At 54.8% G+C, this 26,662-nt stretch carries 22 protein-coding genes and 7 tRNA genes; 26 read left to right on the forward strand and 3 right to left on the reverse strand.

What is annotated here, in order from left to right:
* Nucleotides 1-86: 86 nt before the first annotated feature.
* Entirely contained in the window at nucleotides 87-2,036 is a 1,950-nt protein-coding gene (gene nagE / locus AM329_RS10590) for a PTS N-acetyl glucosamine transporter subunit IIABC (protein WP_003858662.1), read from the reverse strand.
* A gap of 325 nt (nucleotides 2,037-2,361) precedes the next feature.
* On the opposite strand from nagE, the gene nagB reads away from it, so the two are divergent.
* The 12 genes from nagB to AM329_RS10655 all read left to right on the forward strand — a co-directional run bounded on the left by nagB (nucleotide 2,362) and on the right by AM329_RS10655 (nucleotide 9,227).
* Nucleotides 2,362-3,162, forward strand: a complete 801-nt coding sequence (gene nagB / locus AM329_RS10595) for a glucosamine-6-phosphate deaminase (protein ID WP_003858663.1) — start codon at nucleotides 2,362-2,364, stop codon at nucleotides 3,160-3,162.
* Between the two features lie 55 nt (nucleotides 3,163-3,217).
* Entirely contained in the window at nucleotides 3,218-4,366 is a 1,149-nt protein-coding gene (gene nagA / locus AM329_RS10600) for an N-acetylglucosamine-6-phosphate deacetylase (protein WP_003858664.1), read from the forward strand.
* An 8-nt stretch (nucleotides 4,367-4,374) separates the two neighbouring features.
* Nucleotides 4,375-5,595, forward strand: coding sequence for an N-acetylglucosamine repressor (locus tag AM329_RS10605; RefSeq protein WP_017694286.1), 1,221 nt, complete (start codon nucleotides 4,375-4,377; stop codon nucleotides 5,593-5,595).
* Between the two features lie 45 nt (nucleotides 5,596-5,640).
* Nucleotides 5,641-6,393, forward strand: coding sequence for a ribonucleotide monophosphatase NagD (nagD, locus tag AM329_RS10610; RefSeq protein ID WP_003858667.1), 753 nt, complete (start codon nucleotides 5,641-5,643; stop codon nucleotides 6,391-6,393).
* A gap of 250 nt (nucleotides 6,394-6,643) precedes the next feature.
* Nucleotides 6,644-8,308: an asparagine synthase B gene (gene asnB, locus AM329_RS10615; protein WP_003858669.1), complete on the forward strand. Its 1,665-nt coding sequence runs from the start codon at nucleotides 6,644-6,646 to the stop codon at nucleotides 8,306-8,308.
* 225 nt (nucleotides 8,309-8,533) lie between these two features.
* Nucleotides 8,534-8,610, forward strand: a tRNA-Met gene (locus AM329_RS10625).
* A gap of 8 nt (nucleotides 8,611-8,618) precedes the next feature.
* Nucleotides 8,619-8,703 (forward strand) — tRNA-Leu (locus tag AM329_RS10630).
* A 23-nt stretch (nucleotides 8,704-8,726) separates the two neighbouring features.
* Nucleotides 8,727-8,801, forward strand: a tRNA-Gln gene (locus AM329_RS10635).
* A 32-nt stretch (nucleotides 8,802-8,833) separates the two neighbouring features.
* Nucleotides 8,834-8,908 (forward strand) — tRNA-Gln (locus tag AM329_RS10640).
* 17 nt (nucleotides 8,909-8,925) lie between these two features.
* A tRNA-Met gene (locus AM329_RS10645) sits at nucleotides 8,926-9,002 on the forward strand.
* Between the two features lie 41 nt (nucleotides 9,003-9,043).
* Nucleotides 9,044-9,118, forward strand: a tRNA-Gln gene (locus AM329_RS10650).
* Between the two features lie 34 nt (nucleotides 9,119-9,152).
* A tRNA-Gln gene (locus AM329_RS10655) sits at nucleotides 9,153-9,227 on the forward strand.
* 108 nt (nucleotides 9,228-9,335) lie between these two features.
* On the opposite strand, the gene ubiF is transcribed toward AM329_RS10655, so the two are convergent.
* Complete coding sequence (gene ubiF / locus AM329_RS10660) at nucleotides 9,336-10,511, reverse strand: 3-demethoxyubiquinol 3-hydroxylase (protein ID WP_003858670.1); 1,176 nt, start codon at nucleotides 10,509-10,511, stop codon at nucleotides 9,336-9,338.
* A 135-nt stretch (nucleotides 10,512-10,646) separates the two neighbouring features.
* Between ubiF and miaB the strand changes: the two genes are divergently transcribed.
* From miaB to rihA, 10 genes are all read left to right on the forward strand, one after another.
* A complete protein-coding gene (miaB, locus tag AM329_RS10665; protein WP_003858672.1) occupies nucleotides 10,647-12,071 on the forward strand; it encodes a tRNA (N6-isopentenyl adenosine(37)-C2)-methylthiotransferase MiaB in 1,425 nt (474 codons plus the stop codon).
* Between the two features lie 163 nt (nucleotides 12,072-12,234).
* Nucleotides 12,235-13,281, forward strand: coding sequence for a PhoH family protein (locus AM329_RS10670; RefSeq protein WP_003858674.1), 1,047 nt, complete (start codon nucleotides 12,235-12,237; stop codon nucleotides 13,279-13,281).
* The gene (gene ybeY / locus AM329_RS10675; protein ID WP_003858677.1) at nucleotides 13,278-13,745 is read left to right on the forward strand and encodes an rRNA maturation RNase YbeY; all 468 of its coding nucleotides are present in this window, start codon (nucleotides 13,278-13,280) and stop codon (nucleotides 13,743-13,745) included. Before AM329_RS10670 ends, ybeY begins: the two co-directional genes overlap by 4 nt.
* 84 nt (nucleotides 13,746-13,829) lie before the next feature.
* On the forward strand, nucleotides 13,830-14,708 hold the full coding sequence (corC, locus tag AM329_RS10680; RefSeq protein WP_003858679.1) for a CNNM family magnesium/cobalt transport protein CorC: 879 nt from the start codon (nucleotides 13,830-13,832) through the stop codon (nucleotides 14,706-14,708).
* A 5-nt stretch (nucleotides 14,709-14,713) separates the two neighbouring features.
* The gene (gene lnt / locus AM329_RS10685) at nucleotides 14,714-16,252 is read left to right on the forward strand and encodes an apolipoprotein N-acyltransferase (protein ID WP_032608861.1); all 1,539 of its coding nucleotides are present in this window, start codon (nucleotides 14,714-14,716) and stop codon (nucleotides 16,250-16,252) included.
* 383 nt (nucleotides 16,253-16,635) lie between these two features.
* Nucleotides 16,636-17,541: an amino acid ABC transporter substrate-binding protein gene (locus AM329_RS10690; protein WP_003858681.1), complete on the forward strand. Its 906-nt coding sequence runs from the start codon at nucleotides 16,636-16,638 to the stop codon at nucleotides 17,539-17,541.
* Between the two features lie 155 nt (nucleotides 17,542-17,696).
* Nucleotides 17,697-18,437 (forward strand): glutamate/aspartate ABC transporter permease GltJ, encoded by a 741-nt coding sequence (gene gltJ / locus AM329_RS10695; protein ID WP_015571133.1) that lies wholly within the window; start codon nucleotides 17,697-17,699, stop codon nucleotides 18,435-18,437.
* Nucleotides 18,438-19,112: a glutamate/aspartate ABC transporter permease GltK gene (gene gltK / locus AM329_RS10700; RefSeq protein WP_003858686.1), complete on the forward strand. Its 675-nt coding sequence runs from the start codon at nucleotides 18,438-18,440 to the stop codon at nucleotides 19,110-19,112.
* Nucleotides 19,112-19,837 carry an amino acid ABC transporter ATP-binding protein gene (locus tag AM329_RS10705; RefSeq protein WP_006809622.1) on the forward strand — a complete coding sequence of 242 codons (726 nt, stop codon included), beginning with the start codon at nucleotides 19,112-19,114 and terminating at the stop codon, nucleotides 19,835-19,837. The genes gltK and AM329_RS10705 overlap by 1 nt, the downstream gene beginning before the upstream one ends.
* Nucleotides 19,838-19,956: 119 nt before the next feature.
* Nucleotides 19,957-20,898, forward strand: a complete 942-nt coding sequence (gene rihA, locus AM329_RS10710) for a pyrimidine-specific ribonucleoside hydrolase RihA (RefSeq protein WP_032608859.1) — start codon at nucleotides 19,957-19,959, stop codon at nucleotides 20,896-20,898.
* A 56-nt stretch (nucleotides 20,899-20,954) separates the two neighbouring features.
* Here the strand turns inward: rihA and AM329_RS10715 are convergent, their stop codons facing one another.
* Entirely contained in the window at nucleotides 20,955-21,437 is a 483-nt protein-coding gene (locus AM329_RS10715; RefSeq protein WP_003858689.1) for a zinc ribbon-containing protein, read from the reverse strand.
* Nucleotides 21,438-21,651: 214 nt separating this feature from the next.
* Between AM329_RS10715 and leuS the strand changes: the two genes are divergently transcribed.
* Genes leuS through nadD form a run of 4 tightly spaced genes read left to right on the forward strand, consistent with a single transcriptional unit; the run spans nucleotide 21,652 to nucleotide 26,507 of the window.
* Nucleotides 21,652-24,234, forward strand: coding sequence for a leucine--tRNA ligase (leuS, locus tag AM329_RS10720; RefSeq protein ID WP_022650605.1), 2,583 nt, complete (start codon nucleotides 21,652-21,654; stop codon nucleotides 24,232-24,234).
* 14 nt (nucleotides 24,235-24,248) lie between these two features.
* Complete coding sequence (lptE, locus tag AM329_RS10725) at nucleotides 24,249-24,818, forward strand: LPS assembly lipoprotein LptE (protein WP_022650604.1); 570 nt, start codon at nucleotides 24,249-24,251, stop codon at nucleotides 24,816-24,818.
* The gene (gene holA / locus AM329_RS10730) at nucleotides 24,818-25,849 is read left to right on the forward strand and encodes a DNA polymerase III subunit delta (protein WP_032608858.1); all 1,032 of its coding nucleotides are present in this window, start codon (nucleotides 24,818-24,820) and stop codon (nucleotides 25,847-25,849) included. Before lptE ends, holA begins: the two co-directional genes overlap by 1 nt.
* Nucleotides 25,842-26,507, forward strand: a complete 666-nt coding sequence (nadD, locus tag AM329_RS10735) for a nicotinate-nucleotide adenylyltransferase (RefSeq protein ID WP_032608857.1) — start codon at nucleotides 25,842-25,844, stop codon at nucleotides 26,505-26,507. The genes holA and nadD overlap by 8 nt, the downstream gene beginning before the upstream one ends.
* The last annotated feature ends 155 nt before the right edge of the window (nucleotides 26,508-26,662 follow it).

The raw sequence follows: 26,662 nt of genomic DNA on the forward strand, positions 1-26,662 counted from the left end.
GAAGAAAATAATGGGGGCAATTGCTGCAAAAAAAAGCGGCGGAGGATATCCCCCGCCGCTAAAGGCATAACTCTACTCAGGAGCGATTACTTGCCTTTAATCTCATACAGTGGCGTCTGGCCTGCAACTACCTGCCCCTGCGCCTGGATCACCAGACCGCTGAAGTCGTCGATGTTGCTGCACACGACCGGGCTTATCATGGAGCGCGCGTTGGCATTCAGGAAGTCCAGATCCATTTCCAGAATCGGCTGGCCTGCCGCCACTTCAGCACCCTCTTCCACCAGGCGAGTAAAGCCCTGGCCGTTCAGCGCAACGGTATCGATACCCATATGGACAACGATCTCCGCGCCTTTTTCCGTTTCCAGGCAGAACGCATGGTTGGTGTTGAAGATTTTCACGATAGTACCGGCAGCCGGAGAGACCACAGTTTTGTCCGTTGGTTTCACCGCCACGCCGTCACCGACCGCTTTGCTGGCGAACGCTTCGTCAGGCACCTGTTCAAGCGCAACAACGTCACCTGTCACCGGAGAAACCAGCGCAGCGATGGTCACCGCGTTTGGCACAGCCTGCGGTTTTGCAACCGGCGCGTCAGCCACTGGCGCGTTATCCGTTGAGGCGGCAGCGACCGGCCCACGGGCAACCACTTTTTTCATTTCATCGCCGATAGATTCGGCTTTCGCACCCACGATAACCTGGATGGTTTGTTTGTTCAGTTTCACCACACCAGACGCACCCAGGCGTTTGCACATTGCATCGCTCACGCGCGCGGAGTCACCTACGGTCAGACGCAGACGGGTAATACAGGCATCGATCGCTTTCAGGTTGTCGGTGCCACCCACAGCGGCAATGTAGCTGGTTGCCAGTTGGGTTAAACCCTCTTCGGTATTGCTGTTGGCTTCACTGGTCACAACATCATCTTTCGTATCTTCGCGGCCAGGCGTCTTCAGGTTAAACATACGAATAACCGCGCTGAACAGAACGAAGTAGATAACGAAGAAGATCAGGCCCATCACCATCAGGATCCAGACGTTGCTGCTTGCCGCCGGCAGGTTGTACATCAACACATAGTCGATGGCGCCTGCGGAGAAGGAGAAGCCAGCATGGATACCCAGAAGGGTGGCGACGAACAGGCTGATACCGGTCAGGATCGCATGCATCAGATACAGCAGCGGAGCCAGGAACATGAACAGGAATTCCAGTGGCTCGGTCACGCCGGTCAGGAAGGCGGTGATCGCAACGGACAGCAGCATCCCGCCAACCATTGGGCGACGCGCTTTCGGCGCAGCCAGGTACATTGCCAGCGCCGCGCCAGGCAGACCAAACATCATGATTGGGAAGAAGCCAGACATGAACATGCCCGCGGTGCCGTCGCCTGCGTAGAAGCGGTTGATATCACCGTGGAATACCGCGCCGGCCGCGTTGGTGAACTCACCAATCTGGAACCAGGCGATGGTGTTCAGTACCTGATGCAGACCGGTTGGGATCAGCAGACGGTTAATGAAACCGAAGATGCCCGCACCCATTGCGCCCGCAGACACGATCCACTCGCCACCCGCATGGATAGCATGCTGCACCGGTGGCCAAACGTAGCCAAAGATGGCGGCGAGGATCAGACAGAAAAAGCCCGTCGCAATCGGCACAAAACGTTTACCGCCGAAGAAGCTCAGGAAGTCAGGAAGTTTGATACCTGCCCAACGGTTGTACACGGCGCCACCCACCAGGCCAGTAATGATACCTGCCAGCACACCCATGTTGATTTCAGGATTGATGGTTACCATCGCTTTCGTGAGGATGAAGTAACCGACAGCCCCTGCCAGTGCCGCGGCACCCGCGCTGTCTTTTGACCAGCTTGACGCCACACCGATGGCGAAAATCAGCGCCAGGTTGTCAAAAATTGCGCCGCCTGCCTGGGCAATAAACGGCACGTTAAGAAGATCGGGTTGCCCGAATCGCAGCAGCAATGCTGCAACCGGTAGCACGGCGATAGGGAGCTGCAAAGCCCTACCGAGGCGCTGGAAAAAACCTAAAATATTCATCCTATTCCCCCTACGAGACCCTTTGTTAAGACTCGCGCATAAACTATGTTTTTATTGTGTCACGAACGATAGATACAGTTGATGATTCACTGGCAGTGTGAGTGTGTGAAAAATTAATTCGTATCGCAAATTAAACACCTATTTTTTGTGATTATTGTCACCAAATATCGTATTAAACCCTCCCTGTCACTGGCTAACGACGAAAACTTATTTTATCATTCAAAAAATCAAGACGGATTGATCCGGCCTGAAAGGTTCCAGGTTACGCTTAGTTCAGGTTGCACTAATCATCCGCCCACTTTTACTTAAACTTTAGAGGTGAATAATGAGACTGATTCCCCTGGCAACAGCTGAACAAGTCGGAAAATGGGCTGCTCGTCATATCGTTAACCGCATCAACGCGTTCAAACCAACAGCCGATCGTCCTTTCGTTCTCGGTCTTCCAACCGGCGGCACGCCCCTGACCGCTTATAAAGCTCTGGTTGAAATGCACAAAGCGGGCCAGGTTAGCTTTAAACACGTTGTGACCTTCAACATGGACGAATATGTCGGCCTGCCAAAGGAACATCCGGAAAGTTACCACAGCTTTATGCACCGTAATTTCTTCGATCACGTTGATATTCCGGCTGAAAACATTAACCTGCTGAATGGAAACGCGCCTGATATTGACGCAGAATGCCGTCAGTATGAAGAAAAAATCCGTTCCTACGGTAAAATCCACCTGTTTATGGGCGGCGTAGGCAACGATGGTCATATCGCGTTCAACGAACCGGCATCTTCACTGGCTTCCCGTACCCGTATTAAAACGCTGACCCATGATACGCGCGTGGCTAACTCCCGCTTCTTTGACGGAGACGTCAATCAGGTACCTAAATACGCGCTGACCGTGGGCGTGGGCACGCTGCTGGATGCCGAAGAAGTGATGATTCTGGTGCTGGGCGCGGTGAAAGCGCAAGCGCTTCAGGCTGCCGTTGAAGGCAACGTGAACCATATGTGGACGATCAGCTGCTTACAGCTGCATCCAAAAGCGGTTGTCGTGTGTGACGAACCGTCCACCATGGAGCTGAAAGTGAAAACGCTGAAATACTTCAACGAGCTGGAAGCTGAGAACATCAAAGGTCTGTAATTGAATAACCGCCTCTTTTATCCGGGGCGGTCGCTTTTTTTAACCGGGGGTCGATATGTACGCTTTAACTCACGGTCGGATTTATACCGGCCATGAAATTCTGGATGACCATGCGATTGTAATCGCCAATGGCCTGATTGAACGTGTTTGCCCGCTGGCGGAACTGCCGCCGGAGATCGAACAGCGTTCACTCAATGGAGCTGTAATCTCCCCCGGTTTCATCGACGTACAGCTTAACGGCTGCGGCGGTGTCCAGTTTAACGATACCGCAGAGGCGGTGACGGTTGAAACGCTGGAAATCATGCAGAAAGCCAACGAGAAATCGGGCTGCACCAGCTATCTGCCAACGCTGATCACCAGCAGCGATGACCTGATGAAACAGGGTATCCGCGTCATGCGCGAATACCTGGCAAAACATCCGAATCAGGCGCTGGGGCTGCACCTGGAAGGGCCCTGGCTGAATATGGTCAAGAAAGGCACCCATAACCCAAACTACGTGCGCAAACCGGATGCCGAGCTGGTGGATTACATGTGCGCCAATGCCGATGTGATCACCAAAGTGACGCTGGCCCCGGAAATGACCGGCACGGACGTTATCAGCAAACTGGCCGCCGCCGGGATTGTGGTATCTGCGGGCCATTCGAACGCGACGCTGAAAGAGGCGAAGGCCGGTTTCCGCGCAGGCATTACATTTGCCACACACCTTTATAACGCGATGCCCTATATTACTGGCCGCGAACCGGGACTGGTTGGCGCAATTCTGGATGAACCAGACGTCTACTGCGGCATTATCGCCGACGGCTTGCATGTCGATTACACCAACATCCGCAACGCCAAACGCCTGAAAGGCGACAAGCTCTGCCTGGTGACGGATGCTACCGCTCCGGCAGGAGCGAATATTGACCAGTTCATTTTTGCTGGTAAAACAATATACTACCGGAATGGACTGTGTGTGGATGAGAACGGCACGCTGAGCGGTTCTTCTCTGACGATGATCGAAGGGGTACGTAACCTCGTTGAACATTGCGGCATCGCGCTTGAGGAAGTGCTGCGCATGGCCACGCTTTATCCGGCGCGCGCCATTGGCGTCGATAAACAGCTCGGTGGTATTGCGCCAGGTATGGTTGCAAACCTGACGGCGTTCACACACGATTATAAAATTATTAAGACCATCGTTAATGGTAACGAGGTCGTCACTGAGTAAGTAAAAGTATGACACCAGGCGGACAAGCTCAAATCGGTAATGTCGATCTCGTTAAACAACTTAACAGCGCGGCAGTTTATCGCCTGATTGACCAGCACGGGCCAATCTCACGCATTCAGATAGCCGAACAAAGCCAGCTTGCTCCCGCCAGCGTGACAAAAATTACACGTCAGCTTATTGAGCGCGGCCTGATCAAAGAAGTCGATCAGCAGGCCTCCACCGGGGGCCGCCGCGCGATTTCCATCGTCACGGAAACCCGCAATTTTCAGGCCATTGGCGTTCGCTTAGGACGTCATGACACCACTCTTACGCTCTACGACCTGAGCAGCAAGGCCATTGCCGAAGAGCATTACCCCCTTCCTGAGCGCACGCAGGAGACGCTTGAACATGCGTTACTGAATACCATTGCGCAGTTTATCGAAAGCTGTCAGCGCAAGATCCGTGAACTCATCGCCATCTCGGTGATTTTGCCCGGCCTGGTTGACCCGGAAAGCGGCGTTATTCGCTACATGCCGCATATTAAGGTAGAGAACTGGGGGCTGGTTGAGGCGCTGGAAAAGCGCTTCAAGCTGACCTGCTTTGTTGGTCACGATATTCGCTCGCTGGCGCTGGCGGAGCACTACTTTGGTGCGAGCCAGGACTGCGAAGACTCTATTCTGGTGCGCGTTCACCGTGGTACAGGTGCGGGCATCATCTCGAATGGCCGCATTTTTATTGGTCGTAACGGTAACGTAGGCGAGATTGGTCATATCCAGGTGGAACCGCTTGGCGAGCGTTGCCACTGCGGTAATTTTGGCTGTCTTGAAACCGTTGCCGCCAACGCCGCCATTGAACATCGCGTTCGCCATCTGCTGGAGCAGGGTTACCAGAGCCGCGTCACGCTGGACGATTGTAAGATCGGCGCCATCTGCAAAGCGGCAAACAAAGGCGATGCGCTGGCCTGCGAAGTGATCGAACAGGTAGGACGCCACCTGGGTAAGACCATCGCCATTGCCATCAACCTGTTTAATCCGCAAAAGGTGGTGATTGCCGGCGAGATCGTTGAAGCCGAAAAAGTGTTACTGCCCGCCATTGAAGGCTGCATCAATACCCAGGCGCTGAAGGCATTTCGCCAGAATTTGCCGGTGGTGCGATCTACGCTCGATCACCGCTCGGCAATTGGCGCATTCGCCCTGGTAAAACGTGCCATGCTGAACGGGATCCTGCTGCAACATTTGCTGGAATCCTGATCGGATCTTATAGTAACGCCTTCTTTTTTTGATGTCGGATTGTCCATGACCATTAAGAATGTAATTTGTGATATCGACGGCGTGCTGATGCACGACAACGTTGCCGTGCCGGGTGCTGCGGAGTTTCTTCACCGCATCATCGACAAAGGAATGCCACTGGTTCTTCTCACGAACTACCCTTCACAGACTGGTCAGGATCTGGCAAACCGCTTTGCTACCGCGGGCGTCAACGTCCCGGACAGCGTGTTCTATACCTCTGCGATGGCGACCGCGGATTTCCTGAAGCGTCAGGAAGGCAAAAAAGCCTATGTCGTTGGCGAAGGTGCGCTGATCCACGAGCTGTATAAAGCGGGCTTCACCATCACCGACGTGAACCCGGACTTTGTCATCGTGGGCGAAACGCGCTCCTTTAACTGGGAGATGATGCATAAGGCAGCCTACTTTGTCGCCAACGGTGCGCGTTTTATCGCCACCAACCCGGACACGCACGGTCGCGGTTTTTATCCCGCCTGCGGTGCGCTGTGTGCCGGTATCGAAAAAATCTCGGGCCGTAAGCCGTTTGTTGTCGGTAAACCGAGCCCGTGGATTATCCGCGCCGCACTGAATACGATGCAGGCACACTCAGAAGAAACCGTCATTGTGGGCGACAACCTGCGTACCGATATCCTTGCTGGCTTCCAGGCGGGGCTTGAAACCATCCTGGTGCTTTCTGGCGTTTCACAGCTTGATGACATTGATACGATGCCGTTCCGGCCAAGCTGGATTTACCCCTCTGTCGACGAAATCGACGTTATTTGATTCAGAACCACGCCTCAAGGCGTGGTTTTTCATTTCTGCTGTCTGAAAACATCACTTCATCTAACGAAATCAGCTCTTCATTGAGAAATCATCAATTAAATTACTTAAGGCATACACTTTTTTTAAGATTCGGCAATTGCCATTGCACTTTTTACGTTTACATCGGTAAAACGCTTGCGCCCCCTCCCCTTTTTGCGGCATTTTCATAAGCAAGCAACATCACAACGCAACAGGGTTAACGGAGAAGGTTATGTGTTCTATTTTTGGCGTACTGGATATTAAAACTGACGCGGGCGAACTGCGTAAAAAAGCACTCGAATTGTCCCGCCTGATGCGCCATCGCGGTCCGGACTGGTCAGGCGTTTACGCCAGCGATAAAGCGATTCTGGCTCACGAACGTCTCTCCATTGTTGATGTCAACGCTGGCGCACAGCCGCTGTATAACGAGAAAAAAACGCACGCGCTGGCTGTTAACGGTGAAATTTACAACCATCAGGCGCTGCGCGCTGAGTACGGCGATCGCTACGCGTTTCAGACCGGCTCAGACTGCGAAGTGATCCTGGCGCTGTATCAGGAGAAAGGCCCGGAGTTCCTCGACGACCTGCAAGGTATGTTCGCCTTCGCCCTGTACGACAGCGAAAAAGACGCTTACCTGATTGGCCGCGACCATATTGGTATTATCCCGCTGTACATGGGACACGATGAACACGGTAACTTCTACGTTGCCTCAGAGATGAAAGCCCTGGTACCGGTATGCCGCACCATCAAAGAGTTCCCGGCAGGTAGCTACCTGTGGAGCCAGGACGGCGAGATCCGCCCGTACTACCAGCGCGACTGGTTTGATTATGAAGCGGTGAAAGACAACGTGACGGACAAAGCCGAACTGCGTCAGGCGCTGGAAGAGTCAGTGAAAAGCCACCTGATGTCAGATGTCCCCTACGGTGTACTGCTCTCCGGCGGTCTGGACTCCTCCGTGATCTCCGCGATCACCAAGAAATTCGCCGCACGTCGCGTGGAAGATCAGGAGCGCTCTGAAGCCTGGTGGCCACAACTGCACTCCTTTGCCGTGGGTCTGGAAGGGGCACCTGACCTGAAAGCCGCCCAGGAAGTGGCGAACCATCTTGGCACGGTGCACCATGAAATTCACTTCACCGTACAGGAAGGTCTGGATGCGATCCGCGATGTGATCTATCACATTGAAACCTATGATGTGACCACCATTCGCGCCTCCACGCCGATGTATTTGATGTCGCGGAAGATCAAAGCGATGGGCATCAAGATGGTGCTCTCCGGCGAAGGTTCTGACGAAGTGTTTGGCGGTTACCTCTATTTCCACAAAGCGCCAAACGCCAAAGAGCTGCATGAAGAAACGGTGCGTAAGCTACAGGCGCTGCACATGTTTGACTGCGCGCGCGCCAACAAAGCGATGTCCGCCTGGGGTGTGGAAGCCCGCGTGCCGTTCCTCGATAAGAAATTCCTCGATGTGGCGATGCGCATCAACCCGCAGGACAAAATGTGCGGCAACGGCAAAATGGAGAAACATATCCTGCGTGAATGTTTTGAATCCTACCTGCCGGCGAGCGTGGCGTGGCGTCAGAAAGAGCAGTTCTCCGATGGCGTAGGCTACAGCTGGATCGACACCCTGAAAGAGGTGGCGGCGAAACAGGTTTCTGATCAACAACTGGAAACTGCGAGCTTCCGTTTCCCGTACAACACGCCAGCCTCGAAAGAGGCGTATTTGTACCGTGAGATCTTTGAGGAGCTGTTCCCGGTTCCAAGCGCAGCCGAGTGCGTACCGGGTGGTCCTTCGGTCGCCTGCTCTTCTGCTAAAGCCATTGAATGGGATGAATCCTTCAAAGCGATGAACGATCCGTCAGGACGCGCGGTGGGCGTTCACCAGTCTGCTTATAAATAATGTCCAGACTATAATCAGGCCCTCCGGGGCCTGATTTTTTTGCCTCTCTTTTCCCGGCATAAAATCGATTAATAACCAATAATTGTCGAATATTCGGCCTCGCTGTTCGCAACCTAACCAAACAGTCACATTCCGGCTATTTTCATTGAAAAAGGTGTTGACGCTGCAAGGGTCTATACGCATAATGCGCCCCGCAACGCCGATAAGGTAACGCGAAAAAAAGATGGCTACGTAGCTCAGTTGGTTAGAGCACATCACTCATAATGATGGGGTCACAGGTTCGAATCCCGTCGTAGCCACCATCTTTTTTGCGGGAGTGGCGAAATTGGTAGACGCACCAGATTTAGGTTCTGGCGCCGCAAGGTGTGCGAGTTCAAGTCTCGCCTCCCGCACCATTCCCAGGTAAGCGTTGCACGGATGGGGTATCGCCAAGCGGTAAGGCACCGGTTTTTGATACCGGCATTCCCTGGTTCGAATCCAGGTACCCCAGCCATATTTCTTCGATCATGCGGTTCTCCGCGGTATTGGGGTATCGCCAAGCGGTAAGGCACCGGTTTTTGATACCGGCATTCCCTGGTTCGAATCCAGGTACCCCAGCCATCGAAGATTGCAGTACTGGCTACGTAGCTCAGTTGGTTAGAGCACATCACTCATAATGATGGGGTCACAGGTTCGAATCCCGTCGTAGCCACCATATTTACGTTATCGAATACGATTCGGTAAACTGAACATTGTTGGGGTATCGCCAAGCGGTAAGGCACCGGATTCTGATTCCGGCATTCCGAGGTTCGAATCCTCGTACCCCAGCCACTTTAAAGTCGTTAAGCAGTTTGTTTAACGCAATTGGGGTGTCGCCAAGCGGTAAGGCTCTGGTTTCTGATACCAGCATTCCGGGGTTCGAATCCCTGCACCCCAGCCACTTTAAACAAACAAGCCCGCTCTGCGGGCTTTTTTGTTTTTGTTGTTCAGAATAGTGCGGCCTGATGCCTTCACCCTAACCCTCTCCCACGGGGAGAGGGAATAAAGATCAGAGTCCGAGGGCGTACTTCAGGGCCTGACGCTTCAGACCACCGGCACGTTCCGCTGCCATCAATCCAATATTGCGCACTATACGCACCGGACCAACATCATTGCTGAACCCGGCATAGAACAGATCCATCCCCGACTGCATAATGAAGTTATCCGCCATACGGCGCGTCTGGTAGCGCTTCAGAACCTGATGGCTGGCCCAGGCTTCCGCGTGGGCGCGAGCGTTACCCAGCACATCCAGTAACGCATCGACGTCACGGTATCCCAGATTCACCCCCTGCCCCGCCAGCGGATGAATGGTGTGCGCCGCGTCCCCCACAAGCACCAGTCCTTCACGGGCATACTGCAACGCATGGCGTCGCATCAGCGGGAATGCGCCGGCGGCAACCGGGGTCACGTTGCCCAGACGGCTCGGGAAGTGCTGGCGGATTTCGCGCTGCAACTGATCCATGGACAGCCCCTGCAACTGTCGAATGCGCGCCGGTTTGTCGTACCACACCAGCGAAGCCCAGTTATCAAACAGCGGTAAGAATGCATGCGGGCCGTTCGGCGTAAAATGCTGCCAGGTGCTTTCGCCCGGCGCGTTTTCTGACTGAACGGTGATCAGCATGCAGGACTGCTGGTACTGCCAGGCATGGATCCCAATGCCTGCCATCTGCCTGACCTGCGAGTTCGCGCCATCCGCTCCCACCACCAGCTTTACGGCCAGCTCATCGTCGTTGTCCAGCGTCAGGAGATACCCGCCCTCATGACGATGCAGGCCTTTCAGCGAGTCCGGCACGCGCAGCGTCACCTTCGGGTGCGCCTCCAGCGCCTGCCAGAGTGCCTGCTGGAGCACGTTGTTTTCCACCATATAGCCCAGGCGCGGCAGTTTCAGCTCGGCGGCATCAAACGACACATGAGCATTTTCCCACTCCCAGGTTTCGAGACGGCTGTAAGGATGCGCGCGCATCGCCAGCACCGCCTCCCAGACGCCCAGCCCGCGAAGCAGATCAACAGAGGCCGCGCTGATGGCGGAAATACGTACGTCCGGTTGGCTGGCAGGATCGAATGCCGGCGGAGCCGCCTGTTCAATAACGGTTACGTCAAATCCCTGCTGCGCCAGCCCCAGCGCCAGTGCGCCGCCGACCATACCGCCGCCAACAACGGCAACTTCGGTGTTCAGGAGTGTCATGGTCACTATTCCTTATTGAAGAATACCTTAAGTTTACCGGATTTTTGCGGCCCTGAGGTTGACAACCTTCATACTGGTCACAACCGCACCAAAGCATTACAATACGCGGCTTGCAATCCTGAGCTGAGCAAGTCGATGACTAAAAAACTCCATATAAAAACCTGGGGCTGTCAGATGAACGAATACGATTCATCGAAGATGGCCGATCTGCTGGATACCACCCACGGATACCAGCTGACTGAAAATGCGAAAGAAGCCGATGTGCTGCTGCTGAACACCTGTTCAATTCGTGAAAAAGCACAGGAAAAAGTCTTTCATGTGTTAGGCCGCTGGAAGCTTCTCAAACGGAAAAATCCGGACCTGATCATTGGCGTGGGTGGCTGCGTCGCATCGCAGGAAGGTAAGCTGATCCGCCAGAGAGCCCCCTATGTGGATATCGTTTTTGGCCCTCAAACCCTGCACCGCCTGCCAGAGATGATTAACCAGGTTCGCGGCAGCCGTAGCCCGGTGGTTGACGTGAGCTTCCCGGAGATCGAGAAATTTGACCGTCTGCCAGAGCCGCGCGCTGATGGCCCGACCGCCTTCGTCTCCATCATGGAAGGCTGCAACAAATACTGTACTTACTGCGTGGTGCCTTACACCCGCGGTGAAGAAGTGAGCCGCCCGGCAGACGATATCCTGTTTGAAATCGCGCAGCTTGCCGCGCAGGGCGTTCGCGAAGTGAACCTGCTGGGGCAGAACGTGAACGCCTGGCGCGGGGAAAACTACGACGGTACCACCGGCAGCTTTGCTGAACTGCTGCGTCTGGTGGCGGCGATTGACGGCATCGACCGCATTCGTTTTACCACCAGCCATCCGATGGAATTTACCGACGACATTATTGACGTCTATCGCGATACGCCAGAGCTGGTGAGCTTCCTGCACCTGCCTATCCAGTGCGGCTCTGACCGCGTGCTGAACCTGATGGGTCGTCCACATACGGTGCTGGAGTATAAGTCCACCATCCGCAAGCTGCGTGAAGCGCGCCCGGATATCCAGATTAGCTCCGACTTTATCGTCGGCTTCCCTGGCGAAACCGCTGATGACTTCGAGCGCACCATGAAGCTCATCGGCGAGGTGAATTTCGACGTCAGCTACAGCTTTATCTTCTCTGCGCGCCCGGGCACCCCTGCGGCCGATATGGTTGATGATGTACCGGAAGAAGAGAAAAAGCAGCGTCTGTATATTCTACAGGAGCGTATCAACCAGCAGGCCAACGCCTGGAGTCGTCGCATGCTCGGCACTGTCCAGCGTATTCTGGTGGAAGGCACCTCACGTAAGAGCATCATGGAACTGTCTGGTCGAACCGAAAATAACCGCGTGGTGAATTTTGAAGGCACCCCGGACATGATCGGTAAGTTTGTGGACGTCGAGATTGTCGAAGTGCTCACGAACTCGCTGCGCGGGAAGGTGGTACGCACTGAGGATGAAATGGGTCTGCGAATTGCACAGACTCCGGAATCCGTTATCTCTCGCACCCGCAAGGTCAACGACTCTGGCGTAGGTATTTACCAGCCGTGATCCTCCTGGCCTGCCTGTCCGGCAGGCCTTGTATTTCCTCTCATCACCCCCAATATCTACCGCAACGCTTGCGCCTTTATTCTGTGGCGTGAATAATTTCGGTAATGACCGTTTTATTACGCCGTGTGGCCACAGGTCAGTTAACCAATTAAAGAGGAACCGTTTGAACATAGATACGCGTGAAATTAGCCTTGAGCCCGCAGACAACGCTCGCCTGCTGAGCCTGTGCGGGCCGTTTGATGACAACATCAAACAACTGGAGCGACGTCTGGGTATCGAAATCAATCGTCGCGATAACCATTTCAAACTCACCGGACGCCCAATCTGCGTCAACGCCGCGGCAGATATTCTCCGCAGCCTGTATGTTGATACCGCCCCGATGCGCGGTGAGATCCAGGATATTGAACCTGAACAGATCCACCTGGCCATCAAAGAGGCGCGCGTGCTTGAGCAGAGCGCGGAGAGCGTGCCGGACTATGGCAAAGCCATCAACATCAAAACTAAACGCGGCGTGATTAAGCCTCGTACCCCGAACCAGGCGCAGTACATCGCCAATATTCTCGACCATGACATCACCTTCGGCGTGGGCCCGGCGGGTACGGGTAAAACCTATCTGGCCGTTGCTGCTGCGGTCGATGCGCTTGAGCGTCAGGAGATCCGCCGTATCCTGCTGACCCGCCCTGCTGTTGAAGCCGGTGAAAAACTGGGCTTCCTGCCGGGCGATCTGAGCCAGAAGGTCGACCCGTATCTGCGCCCGCTGTATGACGCGCTGTTCGAAATGCTCGGCTTCGAGAAAGTTGAAAAGCTCATCGAGCGTAACGTGATTGAAGTGGCCCCGCTGGCCTACATGCGTGGCCGTACGCTTAACGACGCGTTCATCATTCTGGATGAGAGCCAGAACACCACTATCGAACAGATGAAGATGTTCCTGACGCGTATTGGCTTTAACTCGAAAGCGGTTATCACCGGTGACGTCACCCAGATTGACCTGCCGCGTAACACCAAATCGGGTCTGCGTCACGCCATCGAAGTCCTGGCTGAGGTAGAGGAAATCAGCTTCAACTTCTTCCACAGTGAAGACGTGGTACGCCATCCGGTGGTCGCGCGTATCGTTAACGCTTATGAGGCCTGGGAAGAGGCAGATCAGAAGCGCAGGGCCGAACTGGCCGCAGAACGTAAGCGCGAAGCGCAGGAGCATGAACAGAAATGAGTCAGGTGATCCTCGATTTACAGCTGGCCTGTGAAGATAATTCCGGCATGCCAGAAGAGGCACAGTTTCAGAAATGGCTGGATGCCGTTATCCCCCAGTTTCAGGAAGAATCAGAGGTCACGATTCGCCTGGTGGATGAAGCAGAAAGCCATGAGCTCAACCTGACCTACCGCGGGAAAGATAAGCCGACCAACGTGCTCTCTTTCCCGTTCGAAGCCCCTCCGGGCATTGAGATGCCGCTGCTGGGCGATCTGATCATCTGCCGTCAGGTGGTTGAGCAGGAAGCCAAAGAGCAGCAAAAGCCGCTGGAAGCGCACTGGGCACACATGGTGGTGCACGGTAGCCTGCATCTTCTGGGTTACGACCATATTGAAGATGACGAAGCGGAAGAGATGGAATCCCTCGAGACAGAGATAATGCTTGCTCTGGGCTATGAGGATCCGTACATTGCCGAGAAAGAATAGTCAGTCACTGACTACCATGCCGCCGCGCAGGGACATAGCGCGGCGGTTAACGTTGAACTAACAAGAGAACCCTTAACAAACGCCATGAGCGACGACAATTCACACAGTAGCGACACGACAACCACTAAAAAGGGATTTTTCTCCCTCATTCTGAACCAGCTTTTCCACGGCGAACCGAAAAACCGTGATGAACTGCTGGAGCTGATTCGTGATTCCGGGCAGAACGACCTTATCGACGAAGATACGCGCGAAATGCTCGAAGGGGTGATGGACATCGCCGACCAGCGCGTCCGCGACATCATGATCCCCCGCTCGCAGATGATTACCCTGAAACGCAACCAGACGCTGGACGAGTGCCTCGATGTGATTATCGAATCGGCTCACTCACGTTTCCCGGTCATCAGCGAAGATAAAGATCACATTGAAGGGATTTTGATGGCGAAAGATCTGCTGCCATTTATGCGCAGCGATGCCGAAGCCTTCAGTATGGAAAAGGTGTTACGCCCGGCCGTGGTTGTGCCGGAAAGTAAGCGTGTGGATCGGATGCTGAAGGAGTTTCGCTCCCAGCGCTATCACATGGCGATTGTTATTGATGAATTTGGTGGCGTTTCCGGTCTGGTCACAATCGAAGACATCCTTGAGCTGATCGTGGGCGAAATCGAAGACGAGTATGACGAAGAAGAGGATATTGACTTCCGTCAGCTGAGCCGCCACACCTGGACCGTGCGCGCGCTGGCCTCCATTGAAGACTTCAACGATACCTTTGGCACCAGCTTCAGCGATGAAGAAGTGGACACCATTGGTGGTCTGGTGATGCAGGCCTTCGGCCATCTTCCGGCCCGCGGTGAAACCGTTGACATCGATGGTTACCAGTTCAAGGTCGCAATGGCTGACAGCCGACGTATTATTCAGGTTCACGTCAGAATGCCGGACGACTCACCGGTGCCAAAACTGGAAGATTAATGTAAATGGCATTTGCCCCACTCTTTGAACGCCAGCGCGTCCGTTTGCTGCTGGCGCTGTTACTCGGAGCCAGCGGTACGCTGGCTTTTTCTCCTTACGATATCTGGCCAGCCGCTATTCTCTCCCTGATGGGGCTACAGGGGCTTACCCTGAACCGTCGTCCGGTACAGGCCGCGGCCATCGGCTACTTCTGGGGGCTGGGACTGTTTGGCTCTGGTATCAACTGGGTCTACGTCAGTATCGCGCAATTTGGCGGAATGCCGGGGCCGGTTAACGTCTTCCTGGTTGTGCTGCTCGCCGCCTATCTTTCGCTCTACACTGGCCTGTTCGCGGGCATCCTGTCTCGCCTGTGGCCAAAAACGACCTGGCTGCGCGTGGCGATAGCGGCACCCGTTGTCTGGCAAATCACCGAATTTCTGCGCGGCTGGGTACTGACCGGCTTCCCGTGGTTGCAGTTCGGCTATAGCCAGGTAGACGGCCCGCTGAAAGGCCTGGCCCCGGTCATGGGCGTGGAAGCCATCAACTTCCTGTTGATGATCGTCAGCGGCCTGCTGGTGCTGGCCCTGGTGACACGTAACTGGAAGCCGCTGGTTGCCGCGTTAATCCTGTTTGCCCTGCCCTTCCCGCTGCGTTATATCCAGTGGTTTACGCTGGAGCCCGCGCGCGCCACGCAGGTTTCTCTGGTCCAGGGCGATATCCCGCAGTCCCTGAAATGGGATGAGAATCAGCTGCTGAACACGCTGAAAATCTACGCCAACGCCACTGAAAAGGTGATGGGCAAATCGCAGCTCATCATCTGGCCTGAGTCTGCGATCCCAGACCTGGAGATCAATCAGCAGCCCTTCCTGAAGATGATGGACGATCTGCTGCGCGCACGCGGCAGTACGCTGATCACCGGAATTGTGGATGCGCGTCTCAATCAGCAGAACCGCTATGACACGTACAACACGATCATTACGCTCGGTAAGGACAGCGAATACAGCTATACCTCGACCAATCGTTACAACAAAAACCACCTTGTACCGTTTGGCGAATTTGTTCCGCTGGAGTCTATTCTGCGCCCACTGGCACCGTTCTTTGATTTGCCGATGTCCTCATTCAGCCGGGGCCCTTACGTCCAGCCGCAGCTGCATGCGCACGGTTTTGCCCTGACGGCCGCCATTTGCTACGAGATTATCCTCGGCGAGCAGGTGCGCGATAATTTCCGCCCGGACACCGACTATCTGCTGACCATCTCAAACGATGCGTGGTTCGGTAAATCGATTGGTCCGTGGCAGCACTTCCAGATGGCGCGAATGCGTTCTCTGGAGCTGGCGCGTCCGTTGCTGCGCAGCACCAATAACGGCATTACCGCCGTGATTGGTCCGCAGGGTGAAATCCAGGCCATGATCCCGCAATTTACCCGTGAGGTGCTGACTACTAACGTCACGCCAACTACCGGGCTCACCCCTTACGCGCGCACCGGGAACTGGCCGCTGTGGATTTTGACCGTGCTGTTCGGCTTTGGCGCAGTGCTGATGAGCCTGCGTCAGCGTCGTAAATAACCTTACCTTCTGTTGCCGGGTGGCGGCTACGCCTTACCCGGCCTGCTCTCCGGCGCCGGCGCCGCCCGACAATTTCCTCCCAAACTTCAATTCTGGCACGCCTGTTGCTTTGTTTACTTACATCAACGCTGTCTGGCTTAACATGCAACCTTGTCGCACCAGCGTAGATCATCGGTAGCACCGAAACGGTGCAACGAGGGATTATTGCCTCTGAATGGTGCGGCGCGCTTCGCAAAAATAAACAATAACGCAGCAAAATCTTTACATTAAGCCAGACTAAATGTTAACAAGCTTGCATAACACTGCACTCGCATTGCGCGAGATATAACAACATCACAATGGGTATCTATGCGTCACTGGCGCTGATAAGAAAGGAGTTGGGTATGCAATTACGTAAACTGGCCACAGCAATGCTGGTTATGGGAATGTCTGCGGGGGTTGTCCACGCTGAAGACGCTCCGGCAGCAGGAAGCACTCTCGACAAGATTGCCAAAAACGGCGTGATCGTGGTCGGCCACCGTGAATCTTCTGTCCCGTTCTCTTACTACGACAACACGCAAAAAGTCGTGGGCTATTCACAGGATTACTCCAACGCCATCGTTGAAGCCGTGAAGAAAAAGCTGAACAAACCTGACCTGCAAGTGAAGCTGATCCCCATCACTTCACAGAACCGTATTCCTCTGCTGCAAAACGGCACATTTGATTTTGAATGTGGCTCAACCACCAACAACCTTGAGCGTCAGAAACAGGCCGCTTTCTCGGACACCATCTTCGTTGTGGGCACCCGCCTGCTGACGAAGAAAGGCGGCGACATCAAAGATTTTGCTGACCTGAAAGGCAAAGCGGTTGTCGTGACCTCCGGTACCACGTCCGAAGTGCTGCTGCACAAGCTGAACGACGAGAAGAAAATGGACATGCGCATCATCAGCGCGAAAGACCATGGCGACTCCTTCCGTACCCTGGAAAGCGGCCGTGCCGTCGCGTTTATGATGGATGACGCTCTGCTGGCAGGCGAGCGCGCCAAGGCGAAGAAACCAGACAACTGGGAAATCGTCGGTACCGCCCAGTCGAAAGAAGCCTACGGCTGTATGCTGCGTAAAGGTGACGAGGACTTCAAGAAACTGATCGATGACACCATCGCTCAGGCGCAAACCTCCGGCGAAGCGGCAAAATGGTTCGACAAATGGTTCAAGAACCCAATTCCACCAAAAAACCTGAACATGAACTTTGAACTGTCTGACGACATGAAAGCGCTGTTCAAATCACCAAACGACAAAGCTCTTAACTAATTAGAACGACAGGGGCGGGATCTCCTGCCCTCTCGATTGTCGGGAAGCATGGACAGACTATACGTTGAGTGGTCGTTCCCCACTCAGCGCAAAAATTGAGCTTCTCACCAATCTTCGAGGGTAGCGCTGCTACCCTTTTTTTTCTGGAGTTTACTATGTCAATTGACTGGAACTGGGGCATCTTTCTGCAACAAGCCCCGTTCGGCAACACCACCTATCTCGGCTGGCTGTGGAGCGGCTTTCAGGTTACCGTTGCGTTATCGATAACGGCGTGGATTATCGCGTTTCTTGTCGGTTCGCTGTTCGGTATTCTGCGTACCGTCCCTAACCGTTTTCTCTCTTCAATTGGCACGCTCTATGTGGAACTGTTCCGTAACGTTCCGCTGATCGTGCAGTTCTTTACCTGGTATCTGGTGATCCCGGAACTGCTGCCGGAAGATCTCGGCATGTGGTTTAAGGCCGAGCTGGATCCTAACGTACAATTTTTTGTCTCCTCTATGCTGTGTCTGGGGCTGTTCACCGCTGCGCGCGTCTGCGAGCAGGTACGTGCCGCCATACAGTCACTGCCGCGCGGGCAAAAGAATGCGGCACTGGCGATGGGCCTGACTCTGCCTCAGGCCTACCGTTACGTACTGCTGCCGAACGCTTACCGCGTCATCGTTCCGCCGATGACCTCCGAGATGATGAACCTGGTAAAAAACTCGGCTATCGCCTCAACCATTGGTCTGGTAGATATGGCGGCGCAGGCGGGCAAACTGCTGGATTATTCCGCTCACGCATGGGAATCCTTCACGGCGATCACGCTCGCCTATGTTCTGATTAACGCATTCATCATGCTGGTGATGAACCTGGTTGAACGCAAAGTACGCCTGCCGGGCAATCTGGGGGGCAAATAAATGTACGATTTTGACTGGAGTTCCATTGTTCCCTCCATGCCCTATCTGCTGGATGGACTGGCAATCACCTTAAAGATCACCGTTATCGCCATTATCGTCGGTATTGTCTGGGGCACCCTGCTGGCAGTGATGCGCCTGTCGAGCTTTAAGCCGCTCGCCTGGTTTGCCACGGCTTACGTTAACGTGTTCCGCTCCATTCCACTGGTCATGGTGCTGCTGTGGTTTTATCTGATTGTTCCCGGCTTTTTACAGAACGTACTGGGACTGTCGCCAAAGACCGATATCCGCCTGATCTCTGCCATGGTGGCGTTTTCCATGTTTGAAGCCGCCTACTACTCAGAGATCATCCGCGCCGGTATTCAGAGTATCTCGCGCGGGCAGTCCAGCGCTGCGCTGGCGCTCGGTATGACGCACTGGCAGTCTATGAAGCTCATTATTCTGCCGCAGGCGTTTCGCGCCATGGTTCCGCTGCTGCTGACGCAGGGCATCGTCCTGTTCCAGGATACCTCCCTGGTCTACGTGCTGAGTCTGGCAGACTTCTTCCGTACCGCCTCCACCATTGGCGAACGTGACGGAACGCAGGTTGAGATGATCCTCTTCGCGGGCGGGGTCTATTTTGTGATTAGTTTAAGCGCATCGCTGTTGGTCAGCTGGCTGAAGAAAAGGACGGTATAATGATTTCCCTGAAAAATGTTTCTAAATGGTATGGGCACTTTCAGGTGCTGACCGACTGCTCAACAGAAGTGAAAAAAGGCGATGTGGTGGTGGTATGCGGTCCGTCCGGTTCCGGTAAGTCCACGCTTATCAAAACCGTTAATGGGCTGGAACCTGTCCAGCAGGGCGAGATTGTCGTTAACGGCACCAAAGTGAATGACCGCAAAACCAACCTTGCCCAGCTTCGCTCCCACGTAGGGATGGTGTTCCAGCATTTTGAGCTGTTCCCTCACCTCTCCATCATTGAGAACCTGACGCTGGCGCAGGTGAAAGTGCTGAAGCGCGACAAAAAAGCGGCGCGCGAAAAGGGCCTGAAGTTGCTGGAACGCGTCGGGCTGTCTGCACATGCGGATAAGTTCCCGGCGCAGCTTTCGGGCGGCCAACAGCAGCGTGTGGCAATCGCGCGTGCGCTGTGCATGGATCCGGTGGCTATGCTGTTTGATGAGCCGACGTCCGCGCTCGATCCTGAGATGATCAACGAAGTACTGGACGTCATGGTGGAGCTGGCGCACGAAGGGATGACCATGATGGTGGTGACGCACGAAATGGGCTTCGCCCGTAAAGTGGCCAACCGCGTGATCTTCATGGATGAAGGGAAAATTGTTGAAGACTCACCAAAAGAAGAGTTCTTCGCAAATCCTAAATCTGAACGTGCAAAAGACTTCCTCGCCAAAATCCTGCATTAATCTTTTTAGTGCGCAATCTGCGGATTGCGCACTGCTTCACGCTTTAGATCTCTTTTTCTATTCGGCTTCACATCACAGCGTTAACCTTGTCACAAATAATGCTGAAAATGGAGAACGCTATGGCACAGCCAATTATTCTCGACTGCGATCCGGGTCATGATGACGCGATCGCACTCGTCCTTGCTCTTGCTTCCCCTGAACTGGACGTAAAAGCTGTCACCTCCTCCGCCGGAAACCAGACGCCGGATAAAACCTTGCGAAACGTGTTGCGCATGTTGACGCTGCTGAAACGCACCGATATTCCTGTCGCAGGTGGCGCCGTTAAGCCGCTGATGCGCGAGCTGATCATTGCGGATAACGTTCACGGTGAAAGTGGGCTGGATGGTCCGGCGCTGCCGGAGCCGGATTTCGCACCGCAAAACTGCACTGCCGTCGAGCTCATGGCGAAGGTGCTGCGTGAGAGCGCAGAGCCCGTGACGCTGGTGGCGACCGGCCCGCAGACCAACGTTGCGCTGCTGCTGAACAGCCATCCTGAACTGCACAGCAACATCGCCCGTATCGTCATCATGGGCGGGGCAATGGGGCTGGGGAACTGGACGCCAGCAGCAGAGTTCAACATCTTCGTTGACCCGGAAGCCGCGGAAATCGTCTTCCAGTCGGGCCTGCCGATTGTGATGGCGGGGCTGGACGTTACCCACCGCGCACAAATTATGGCGCAGGACATCGAACGATTCCGTTCTGTGGACAACCCGGTTGCAACGACCGTGGCAGAGCTGCTCGACTTCTTTATGGAGTATCACAAAGCCGAGAAGTGGGGCTTCCACGGCGCCCCGCTGCATGACCCATGCACCATCGCCTGGCTGCTGAAGCCGGAAATGTTTACCACGGTCGAGCGTTGGGTTGGTGTGGAAACACAGGGGAAATATACCCAGGGAATGACGGTGGTGGACTATTACTCGCTAACGGGAAACAAGCCGAATACCACGGTGATGGTGGATATCGATCGGGAAGCGTTTGTGGATTTGCTGGCGGAGCGGCTGGCTTATTATTCTGCGGCCTGATGCCCTCACCCCGACCCTCTCCCACAGGGAGAGGGTGCAAACAGTTTTGCTTTTACCTACGGCTCAAACGGCCGACGCTGGAACTGGTCGTGCCCGCACTTCGGACACAGCGACAACACCTCCGGCGTATAAACGGCAATATGGTGGTGGCACTTCTCACACACCAGGTTCCCCAGCCCCACTACTTCGCCGCTGTGATAGACACCGTGGTGGTTTAAATCCTGGAACACCTCGCGCCACTCCAGCTGAGTTTTATCGGTAATATCCGCCAGCTCCTGCCACAGGCTCTCTTTAATTACCCGCATAAAAACACTGTCGGCGATCTCGTCCTGGCTCTCTTCATAGCTTCGCGCGAACTCCTCCAGGTCACGGCGCACGGCGCGCGTCACCTCTTCCACTTCGGTTCGCGTTAACTCACCCGTTTGCGTCACGCGTGCGCGTGCCTGTTCGACCAGCGCGTCGATATCACGCTCGCCGTTACGCAGCCGTTCCGTCAGAGTCGCTACCAGTTCACGGTAAAATTGAGCAACCTTGTTCATCATTTTGCCTCCCGGGTAAGTAACTGTCTCTAATAATAGACCTTATTTCGCCGCCGCTTTGTCAGGTGAAGCACAGACCCGGTAAATTCCTGCAAAGTGCATTTGCGTGAAAGGCTGTTTTGACGCGGGCGTTTGGGCTATGCTATGCGGATCTGAATTACCACATCCATTGGCTACATTTGTAGCTGTATTGAACACAGGACCACTGGCTGCCATGCAAGAGCAATACCGCCCGGAAGAGATAGAATCAAAAGTCCAGCAACACTGGGACGAGAAGCGCACCTTTGAAGTAACCGAAGACGAGAGCAAAGAGAAGTATTACTGCCTGTCGATGCTTCCCTATCCTTCTGGTCGACTACACATGGGCCACGTGCGTAACTACACCATCGGTGACGTGATTGCACGCTACCAGCGCATGCTGGGCAAAAACGTTCTTCAGCCTATCGGCTGGGATGCGTTCGGCCTGCCTGCTGAAGGCGCGGCGGTGAAAAACAACACGGCACCGGCTCCGTGGACGTACGACAACATCGCGTACATGAAAAACCAGCTGAAAATGCTGGGCTTCGGCTATGACTGGAGCCGCGAGCTGGCAACCTGTACCCCGGAATACTACCGCTGGGAGCAGAAGTTCTTCACCGAGCTGTATAAAAAAGGCCTGGTGTACAAGAAGACCTCTGCCGTTAACTGGTGCCCAAATGACCAGACCGTTCTCGCGAACGAACAGGTTATCGATGGCTGCTGCTGGCGCTGCGACACCAAAGTAGAGCGTAAAGAGATCCCGCAGTGGTTTATCAAAATCACCGCCTACGCTGACGAACTGCTGAACGATCTGGACAATCTGGACCACTGGCCAGATACCGTTAAGACCATGCAGCGCAACTGGATCGGCCGTTCCGAAGGTGTGGAAATTACCTTCAACGTTGAGAACTACGATCAGACCCTGACCGTCTACACCACCCGCCCGGACACCTTCATGGGCGCGACCTACCTGGCCGTGGCCGCAGGTCACCCGCTGGCGCAGAAAGCGGCAGAAAACAATCCAGAACTGGCGACCTTTATCGACGAATGCCGCAACACGAAAGTGGCCGAAGCCGACATGGCGACGATGGAGAAAAAAGGCGTTGATACCGGCTTCAAAGCGATCCACCCGCTGACGGGCGAAGCGATCCCTGTCTGGGCCGCCAACTTCGTACTGATGGAATACGGCACAGGCGCCGTGATGGCCGTGCCGGGTCACGACCAGCGCGACTACGAATTTGCCACCAAATACGGCCTGACCATCAAGCCTGTTATTCTTGCTGCTGACGGCTCTGAACCCGATCTCTCTGAGCAAGCGCTGACTGAAAAAGGCACCCTGTTTAACTCCGGTGAGTTCAGCGGCCTGAGCTTTGAAGAGGGCTTCAACGCCATCGCCGACAAGCTGGCCTCCCTGGGCGTGGGCGAGCGTAAAGTGAACTACCGTCTGCGCGACTGGGGCGTTTCCCGTCAGCGTTACTGGGGTGCGCCAATCCCAATGGTGACGCTGGAAGATGGTACCGTGATGCCAACGCCAGAAGATCAGCTGCCGGTGATCCTGCCGGAAGACGTGGTCATGGACGGCATCACCAGCCCGATCAAAGCCGATCCTGAGTGGGCGAAAACCACCGTCAACGGTCAGCCAGCGCTGCGTGAAACCGACACCTTTGACACCTTTATGGAATCCTCCTGGTACTATGCGCGCTACACCTGCCCGCAGTACAAAGAAGGCATGCTGGATTCTGATGCAGCAAACTACTGGCTGCCGGTAGACATTTACATCGGTGGCATTGAACACGCCATCATGCACCTGCTCTACTTCCGCTTCTTCCACAAACTGATGCGTGACGCAGGCCTGGTCAACTCCGACGAGCCGGCAAAACAGCTGCTGTGTCAGGGTATGGTGCTGGCAGATGCGTTCTACTACGTTGGCGCGAACGGCGAGCGTAACTGGGTTTCTCCGGTTGATGCGATTGTCGAGCGCGACGAGAAAGGCCGTATCGTGAAGGCGAAAGACGCTGAAGGTCATGAACTGGTTTATACCGGCATGAGCAAGATGTCCAAGTCTAAAAATAACGGCATCGACCCGCAGGTGATGGTTGAGCGTTATGGTGCGGATACCGTGCGTCTGTTCATGATGTTCGCCTCCCCGGCAGATATGACCCTTGAGTGGCAGGAATCCGGCGTTGAAGGGGCCAACCGCTTCCTGAAGCGCGTCTGGAAACTGGTTTACGAGCACACCTCTCAGGGCGATGCGCCAGCGCTGAACGTAGCTGCACTGACTGAAGATCAACAGGCGCTGCGTCGTGATGTTCATAAAACTATTGCGAAAGTCACCGATGATATTGGTCGTCGTCAGACCTTCAATACCGCAATTGCGGCTATTATGGAACTGATGAACAAGCTGGCGAAAGCCCCGCAGGATGGCGAGCAGGATCGCGCGTTAATGCGTGAAGCGCTGCTGGCGGTCGTTCGCATGCTGAACCCGTTCACGCCGCACGTTAGCTTTACCCTGTGGCAGGAGCTGAAAGGCGAAGGCGATATCGACAATGCGCCGTGGCCAGTGGCGGATGAATCCGCTATGGTGGAAAACACCACGCTGGTGGTGGTGCAGGTTAACGGTAAAGTGCGCGGTAAAATTACCGTCGCGGTCGACGCAACCGAAGAACAGGTTCGCGAGCGCGCAGGCCAGGAGCATCTGGTCGCTAAATACCTTGAGGGCGTTACCGTACGTAAAGTGATCTACGTACCTGGTAAACTGCTGAATCTGGTCGTTGGCTAAGCGCGGGAGGAAACGTGCGACAACTGGCAACAATACTCTTATCTCTGGCGGTGCTTGTCACCGCTGGCTGCGGCTGGCACCTGCGCAACACCACGGCAGTGCCTGCGCAGATGAAAACGATGATCTTCGACTCATCCGATCCGAACGGACCGCTGAGCCGGGCCATTCGTAACCAGCTGCGTTTGAACGATGTTAAGCTGATCGAGAAGGGAACCCTACGTCAGGATGTTCCTTCGCTCCGTGTCCTGAAATCAACGCTGTCACAAGATACGGCCTCGATCTTCCAGGATGGGCGGACGGCGGAATATCAGATGGTGCTAACCGTTGATGCGGCCGTCTTGATGCCAGGTAAAGATATTTACCCTATCAATACCAAAGTCTACCGCTCGTTCTTCGATAACCCGCAGACGGCGCTGGCAAAAGACGCCGAACAGCAGATTATCATCAAGGAAATGTATGATAAGGCCGCGGAACAGCTGATCCGCAGGCTGCCTGCCATTGCCGCGTCGACGAAAAAAGGCGCTGACGTTATCGAAACACCGGATGCCAGCACGCCGGATATGCCAACGTCTCTGGGTAACTGATGATCAGGTTGTATCCTGAACAACTCCGCGCGCAGCTCAACGAAGGGCTGCGCGCGGCCTATCTGCTACTCGGCAACGACCCCCTGTTACTACAGGAAAGCCTTGATGCGGTTCGCCATGCGGCAGCCGCGCAGGGTTTCGATGAGCATCATACGTTCCAGATCGATAACAGTACCGACTGGAACGCTATCTTCTCGCTTTGTCAGGCCATGAGCCTGTTTGCCTCTCGTCAGACAATCCAGATCCTGCTGCCTGAGAATGGTCCTAACGCTGCCATCAATGAACAGCTGGCTATGCTGGTGAGTTTGTTACACGGCGATCTGCTGCTTATCGTACGCGGCAACAAACTCACAAAAGCGCAGGAAAACGCTGCCTGGTTTACCCGGCTAACCCCCAGTGCGGTGCTTGTCTCCTGCCAGACTCCAGAGCAGGCGCATCTGCCAAAATGGGTTGCCGCGCGAGCAAAGCAGCACAATTTGCAGCTGGATGAGGCCGCCAGTCAGCTCCTGTGCTACTGCTACGAAGGCAACCTTCTGGCACTGGCGCAGGCGCTGGACAGGCTCGCCCTGCTGTGGCCCGATGGCAAGCTGACGCTGCCGCGCGTGGAACAGGCGGTGAATGATGCCGCGCACTTTACCCCCTTCCACTGGGTTGATGCGCTGCTGTCGGCGAAAAGTAAACGTGCTCTGCACATCCTGCAACAGCTGCGCCTGGAAGGGAGTGAGCCGGTCATCCTTCTCCGTACGCTCCAGCGCGAATTACTGCTGCTGAACAACCTTAAACGCCAGTCAGCACACACGCCCCTGCGCGCCTTATTCGACAAACATCGCGTCTGGCAAAACCGTCGGGCGATGACCACGGAGGCGATAAACCGCCTGAGCCAGAAGCAGTTGCGTCAGGCAGTGCAACTTCTGATGCGCGCCGAACTGACGTTAAAACAGGATTACGGTCAGTCTGTCTGGGCGGAGCTGGAGAGTCTCTCTTTGCTGCTCTGCCATAAGGCGCTGGCAGACGTATTTATCGATGGGTGATATGCATTCTTTACAGGCAATGTATGGCGGGACCTTCGACCCGGTACACTATGGGCATCTTAAGCCGGTAGAAATCCTCGCGAATTTGATTGGGTTGCAGCGGGTAATCATCATGCCCAACAATGTTCCGCCGCACCGTCCTCAGCCAGAAGCAACCAGCGAGCAGCGTAAAGCGATGCTCGCGCTGGCTATCGCCGATAAGCCTCTCTTCACGCTGGATGAGCGTGAACTGCGCAGGGATACCCCTTCCTGGACATCGCAAACGCTGCGGGAGTGGCGCGCTGAGCAGGGGCCCATGAAACCGCTGGCGTTTATCATCGGCCAGGATTCCTTGCTCAACTTTCCCAGCTGGTACCAGTACGAAACCATTCTGGAAAACAGTCATCTGCTGGTCTGCCGCCGTCCGGGCTATCCGCTGACCATGCGCGACGCGCAGCATCAGCAGTGGCTTGACGCACATCTGACGGACAATATAGAAGACCTGCACAGTCTCCCCGCCGGGAAAATTTACCTCGCTGAAACGCCGTGGTTTGATATTTCCGCGACCCTCATCCGCGAGCGTCTCCAGCAGGGTTTAGACTGTGACGATCTCCTCCCCTCGCCCGTGCTGGCCTATATCCTTGCGCACGGTCTGTATCAGAAAAGTACAGATGTCTGAGCATCGCCGGCGAAATTGTCCGTTAATGATTATCCTGCCTTGACAGGCTAAGCCATACTGATATCCTCCGCTGCCAGACTTTCCCGCCGATCGCTGCTTTACAGAAATTGTTTTACAAAAATGGCGATGCAATCTCAGGCGGAGGGTGGGATGAT

It is taken from the genome of Enterobacter cloacae complex sp. AR_0002, assembly GCF_001922365.1.
In the GTDB taxonomy this organism is placed as follows: domain Bacteria; phylum Pseudomonadota; class Gammaproteobacteria; order Enterobacterales; family Enterobacteriaceae; genus Enterobacter; species Enterobacter hormaechei_C.